At 46.8% G+C, this 5,560-nt stretch carries 3 protein-coding genes; 1 reads left to right on the forward strand and 2 read right to left on the reverse strand.

The window, feature by feature from the left end:
- Positions 1-983: hypothetical protein (locus tag HOK28_07460; protein MBT6432912.1), on the reverse strand; the 983-nt coding region annotated here is incomplete at its 3' end.
- Positions 984-1,099: 116 nt separating this feature from the next.
- The gene (locus tag HOK28_07465; GenBank protein ID MBT6432913.1) at positions 1,100-3,208 is read right to left on the reverse strand and encodes a hypothetical protein; all 2,109 of its coding nucleotides are present in this window, start codon (positions 3,206-3,208) and stop codon (positions 1,100-1,102) included.
- 581 nt (positions 3,209-3,789) lie between these two features.
- Between HOK28_07465 and HOK28_07470 the strand changes: the two genes are divergently transcribed.
- Positions 3,790-5,560 (forward strand): hypothetical protein (locus HOK28_07470; protein MBT6432914.1); only part of this gene is annotated, 1,771 nt, incomplete at its 3' end.

Below are 5,560 nucleotides of genomic sequence, written 5' to 3' on the forward strand. Positions count from 1 at the left end.
GCGGGGCGGCGACACCACTCCAGCCATCCCATGCAAGGTTCTGAGCCATCTGTGGGTTCCCATCGTACTAAAGCACGGCGATACACAGAGTTCATAGGCGTGGGATACACATGGGCGATTTCAATGGGCACCACGCCAACGGGCACCACTTTGCCTTCGAGGGTTTCACCGCCATCCAGAGGAATCTTGATGGTGCCGGAGCATGGGTTTTCTAAATCGGCGCTGAATTGCATATCGAAAGTAGCTTCGTAAATGGGGACCATCTTGGGGTTTTGCACATAGCCAAGCGTGAAGCTGTTCTCCCCAAAGAGTACCTCCGTGCATTGGGCTCGAAGGTTGTCGGAGTGGAGAATCAAGAACGTCCAATCCATGAGTTCCCAGTAACGGGTGCCCCAGCTGTGGTCGCGTTCACCGTGCCCCTGAATAGCGTGGCTGCTTTCGCCTATCTGCATGGAACCTTGCACGGTCATGGGTTGTTCAAAGCGCTTGGCTTCGTATTCGTTTCCGTCTGGGCCGGTCTCTTCGCGCTCGCCCATACTGTAGGCTGCACCGGCTGCATGAAAGTGAAGCGACACATTCACGGGAATCTCTTGGCCTTGGTGTGTGCCTGAAATACCTCGCGCCATACCGGATACCTTGAGTGTGTTTTCCCGAAGCGGCTTGGGCACACCTCGCTCAAACTTTAGGCCGTCGTGATTAAAAGCCCAGGTATCTTCCGTAAACTCTGAATAGGGCAAATGCGTCTTCTCAATAGCCACCCAGCCATCTCCATCGGTGAGAAAGAGCCAAAGCCAGATTTTGTTGTCGGCCGGATGAAGGCCAACTCTGCAGTGGCCGGCAAGGCTGCCTTGCTCATCTATCCAATCGTAGAAAACCGATTCTTGCCACTCGGGCATATCAGCGGGGCAGGGATGCATCCCTTCGTCGTGGGGCTTAATCCCAAAGCTTTGGAGTTCTTCATCTTTTGGGCTGGCCATCGGCATACATCAACCTCCCTCAGTGTGATGACCTTATCGAAATCGATGGAGTGTGGCGAACTGAATGTACAAAAATTGCGTGAACACGCTGAAAGACGGTAATTCAGGCGTTGAGCACCCATTTAAGTGGCGGTCGTAGGGCTGCAAGGAATCCAAAATCTCAAACAAGCGCCGCCTAGATTTTGAGAGTCGGTAATTTCCAGCGAGCCACCGTGGGACTCGATGATCCGAATGATAATGGGCATACCGAGCCCAGTTCCTTTGCCAACCGCCTTGGTTGTGAAAAATGGCTGAAGAATCTTTTCTCGGATTTCTAGTGGGATCCCGTAACCGTTATCGTGGATAGAGATTTCAAGCATCTCTTGATTATCTCTGGTGCTCGCGTTGGCCTGAATGAGAATTTTGGGCTGATACGATTGCCCAAGTTCTTTTTCCTGAAGTCGTTTCTCTTCAACGGCATCCGCCGCATTGCCAATGAGATTGGTCAACACTTGGCTAATTTGTGATCTACGCCCCGTAAAAAGCGGCGCCTGGGATGTCTCCCGTTGTGTTTCAATCAGCTTGGTTTTACTGCCAAGAATTATCAGTGTTTCGTCGAGTATTGGTAGAATCTCTAAATTATAACTGGGAGCAGAATCGACACGCCCATGATTCCGTAGCGCCGAGTGAATGTCTTGAATTTTGACTACGCCCGATTCGATACGTTGAATCTCATCGTTGGCTTCACTGATATCTGAATTGAAAAGGTCGAGTACTTGCTTTGCTTCGGGATCACTTGGGTCTAGAATTTTTCCCAGTAACGTTTGAACAGATTCAACACGCTTCTTAACGAGCCTGATGGCCAAGCCAATGTAATTGGTTGGCCCCGCTATTTCGTGCGCAACGCCAGCCACAAGCTGACCAAGTGATGAAAGCTTGTCTGCTTGAATGAGTTGTTGAGATGCTGTTTCAATCTCTGCTTGGAGTAGCTCATTGCCTTCTATGAGCTTTTCTCGTTTCAGCAATTCTCGATCAAGTTGTCTGTATGTTTCAAGTAGCGCTTTGTTCGAAGCATCCCGCTCGTCGAAGGCCCTGGCAAATCTTTTCGCAATAATAGCTGATTGAACCAGGATAAACATGAGGAATAAATAGGGTCCGATATAACCCGTTTCGATAATGTGTCGTGCGTATAGCAGGTCATTTGTAAAGCCTAGTACAACGCTTAACGTAGAGAAGAGGACCCAATTTGCCAGTTCTTTCTTTTTGAAACAGGCATAGACCACATGGCTGATGAGAGTGAGCATCGAAATACTGAGGTGAATATTAAACAGGTTAATAGCTTCAGTGAAAGCAAGGCTCGATTGAAATAGGCACATGATTATAAGGATGCCGCCAAATCCATATCCCCATATTTTTTTCATCCAGTCGAAGATTTTATTGGGGTAGAGCGCACCGAAATACATGAAGCCAGATATGCATATTAATGGCATCGTGAGGTATTCAAGCATGGATGCAAGCGCAAAAGTAAAGGGCAGCGAAATATCCACCAGCTGTTCAAAAATACCCGATGTGAGAATTTCTCGGACCGCCACGACGAAACATAGAAACGCGAACGTGAGAGCCAGTTGGTCGTTGCGCCTTTGGAGAAATAGCACCAGGTGGTAGAGGGAAATGATAAGAAGTATTCCGAAAACCCCGGCACCGATGATGACCTGTTTAAGTATGGCTTTGCTTTGTATAGAGGTTAGTCCGAGAGTAGGCGGACTAAGAATACCAGGTCGAGCATGTACATGGTTACTAAGTTGCACAATGATTAATAATGATGTTGCCTGAAGGTGCTCCCACGACACAACGGCATCCACATTCATTCGAGCCCGCTCTTGATTTGCGTTCAGGCTAGGTATACCCACAATCGACTGCCCTAATATTATTTCACGCTCTACATCCCATATTTCTACGTTGGCTGCACAGCAGAGACTCTTTGCAACAAGTGAGAGTTGCGGGGCATCAATAAGTGACTGGTCGCCAAGGCTTAGTCGAAGAAAATAAGTGCCGAACCCTGTATTTTTTCTTGTTGAGCTTGCCCCAACCGAGTTCTCTTTCTGCGTCCACTTCGAGGGGACCTTTATGTTCTCATATGTCTCCATCGGAGCGGCGTTAATAGTATAGAAATCTAGAAATTTACCCCAGGCAAACTTCCAATCACCGTTAAGCTCAATAGTAGGCTGATCCTTAGCTGCCCAAGTAGACAAGTCGACTTTCCCGTTTTGAGCTTTAATTACTTTGTGTGGAGTCGTCGAACCGCAGCCAGTAAGAATTACAGACCAAGATACTGCTTGAATCAGCAGTAGCATGTGTGAATGTGACCGAATACTCTTAATGGCTGATCCTTGAAGTATCTTTAGATACTTTATTAAACCGGTTTGGTTTCAGGGTTTGAAAGTCCCGTTCAATTAAATATGTTAATCATTTCAAGCTGGTAACAAAACTCTAAGTATAAGGTATGCTTTTCCAAGAATTAAACGCAAATCCAGCCAAGATTTTCCGTAGGTACTAGAGGTAAAATACCCCTGAAACCGTCGTACTTTTTGGGCAGGGTGTCCGGAAATGCCAGAAAATATCTGAGCACTTTTTATCACCTAATAGAGAGGTCTACGCTTGAGCTCCGATTTAAAAAGCGGGACCATATGCTGAGTTGGGGTAGCAAAACCAACACAGGTTAAGGTCGTTTAACTTTTCCGAACTCGATAGCACTGAAAAGCGATTGGACTTGGGTCCCGTCTTGGATTCGTGCGGTTTTTTTTAGATTGCGGCGGTCGGTTACGACCTGCTGATGGGAATTAAGTTGCGGTCGCCTTGCGTATTAAAAGATACCTACCTTCGATTTATCTTAAAGGTATGGTTCGCCTGCATAATCGGGATCCAGATTGTTTGTTTAAACGCGCAGGCAGCCGCACCATTGATTCTAACTGATGACCAATCAAAGTATTCGTTAGGTTTTCATGCGGTCTATCTAGAAGATCCAGATGGGGGTCTCACCAAAGAAGAAGCGTTGGATGCCTACCAGGAGGGGCATTTTACCCAGTCTACTCAAAACGTCCCAACCTTTGGATTTACAAGCTCAGTGTATTGGCTTGCTGTTGAGTTAGAGTCTCAGGAAGAACTTGCAAACAACTGGATCTTTCAATTGGCCTATCCAGCAATGGATTCATTTGAGCTCGAAGTTTTCCATGCCGGTGTAACTGCCAATTCTTACCGTGTAGGTGACCGGCAGCCTTTTAGCGAACGCATAATAGATAATCGAAACTTTCTTCTTCCCATTACCGTTGGGACAAAAGGGCGGACTTTATTGCTCATGCGTTCGCAGCAATTTGAAGGCGATATCGTCGAGCTACCCATCTACCTTGTTGAGTCCTCCACAATGTCGCAGGGTGAAACAATTCCAGTTCTTGCGGATGGGATATACATAGGCATCATGCTTGTGATGTCGCTCTACAACTTTCTCCTATTTTGGTTCTTGAAAGATAAGGATTATCTCTTTTACGTTGGTTATGTCTTATCGACTATGCTTTTTATGGTGTCACTGCGCGGTTGGAGCTATCAGTTTTTATGGCCTAACCATTCGGCGTTGAATCAACTGTGTTTTCCTTATTTGCTAGCAATTCTATCAGTGTGCGTGATCGAATTCTCTGGCGCACTGCTCTCCCTCCCTAACTCGCTGCCAAGAACATGGAAGGTGATGAAAGGGATTGAACTGACCGCGGTCTCCGGAGCGCTTTTGACGGGGATCCTACCGTACTATTGGAGCTATGTTGTTTTAGGGGTTTACGTTAGTTGTACTGGCGTAGTTATTTTATTTGGAGCCGGCTTGTACTTATGGTCACGTGGCACCACAACCGCTAAATATTATTGTGTAGCATTCTCGTCATTTATCTTGAGTTGCATTGGTTTCAGCCTAGCCAAGGTGGTTTTCAATTACTCGTCAGTTTGGACTGAATACATAATGCAAGTTGGAGGCTCGCTTGAAGCCTGCCTCTTCTCACTGGCCCTTGCTTCCAAAATTAAATCACTAGAATTAGAGAGTGAAACCCATTTGGAAGAACTTACCAAGGAGGCTCGAAGTCACGCAGACGACATTGTGAAGTTCAATCAAAGTTTAAGCACCAAGCTATTCCTATTTGGAGATCTTGCTCACCGAGTAAATAATCCCTTGAATGTAGCTCAAGGAGGTACCGAGGTCGCTCGTGCAACCTTGGACAGTTTTACACAGACTGTTCTAAGTTTCTTTCCTGTTGAAGGGCAGAGGACTCAGGAAGAACAAATCGTTGTCGAAAATCTGGAGGCTATGGCCATCAAAATAGGTTTGAGCCTGGAGGACTCCAAGGCAGAACTGAGCCGAGCTGTTACCTACGTACAGGATCTAAGAGTGGTGGGTGGCGTTGACGGCGATAGTCCAAACAAAGTTGAGCTTAACGGGGTGGTGGACAAGGCGATGGAGAGAATCTCCTTAGACTTAGGTCCGAAAGCATCACTATACATAGACGCAGTAAACCCTTCGACCAAGCCTTCTCTGATGGGGCAGACCGCGGTATTAGCGATGGCAC

The organism is Deltaproteobacteria bacterium (assembly GCA_018668695.1).
In the GTDB taxonomy this organism is placed as follows: Bacteria; Myxococcota; XYA12-FULL-58-9; order XYA12-FULL-58-9; family JABJBS01; genus JABJBS01.